1 protein-coding gene and 1 pseudogene are annotated in these 820 nt (G+C 57.4%); both read left to right on the top strand.

The annotated features are described in order from the left end of the window. A pseudogene (locus EN994_RS23970) lies at positions 1-208 on the top strand (UTP--glucose-1-phosphate uridylyltransferase); the annotation flags it as partial. Between the two features lie 235 nt (positions 209-443). Next, positions 444-820, top strand: a 377-nt coding sequence (locus tag EN994_RS23965) for a Wzz/FepE/Etk N-terminal domain-containing protein (protein ID WP_245466071.1), incomplete at its 3' end; no start/stop codon positions are given.

The following is an 820-nucleotide window of genomic DNA, read 5'->3' as shown; positions in this document are numbered from 1 at the left end:
ACTGACGGATGCCATGGTTCGTCTGTCGAAGGATCAGCCGTTCTTCGCCCAGCCTTTCCTCGGCCGCATGTTCGACTGTGGTTCCAAGGAAGGGTTCATCCAGGCCAACATCGCCTTCGCGCTGGCGCGCGACGACATGAAGGGTCCGGTTTTCGAGATGCTTCAGGAGTTCGTCCGGTCGCATGAACGCCAGGAAGAAGCCGCATAATGCCCATCTTTCGGGAGTATCGTCGGATGGCCGGCGAAGAGGGGCCGGCAGGTTCTCTCCGTCTGGCACGACGCTTGCATTGCTCTGGCGATGCTCCCGATCTTCGAGGCGCCTGCAAGCCAAGGCATGATCCCTGAAAGTGGGTCCCGGTTTCCGGAAAAGATCATGTTGAAACAGTAAGATAGAGCCAATTGCGATCAATCGGAATAGGACCGGCTCTAGAATTGGACCGAAGATGAATTATGCCAACTTTCCTCTCGACAAGAGGATGCCATTGCCGAATTCGGACGCAGGAGACGGCGAAGACTTCATCGATATCGAGCGGCTGCTTGGCATGGCCGCACGGCAGGCCAAGGTGGTTGCCGTGTGTGCCGTCATCGGTCTCTTCCTGGGCCTGCTCTATTTGCAGACAACGCCGCCCAAATATCAGTCGATCGCCAGCGTGCTGATCGACGAGGGCTTGAACAAGATCGTCGACGACATTTCGGCGACGTCGACAACCATGCAGACCGATTCCGCCATCCTGAGCCAGATCGAGATCCTGACCTCGACGCGGCTTGCCGCCGTGGTCGTCGACAAGCTGAAGCTCGACCAGAACGACACGTTCATGAA

The sequence above is a fragment of the Mesorhizobium sp. M7A.F.Ca.CA.002.09.1.1 genome, from assembly GCF_003998555.1.
GTDB classification, from domain to species: Bacteria; Pseudomonadota; Alphaproteobacteria; order Rhizobiales; family Rhizobiaceae; genus Mesorhizobium; species Mesorhizobium ciceri.
Note: the sequence above shows the minus strand (reverse complement) of the source record. Positions and strands in the feature narration are given on the sequence as shown.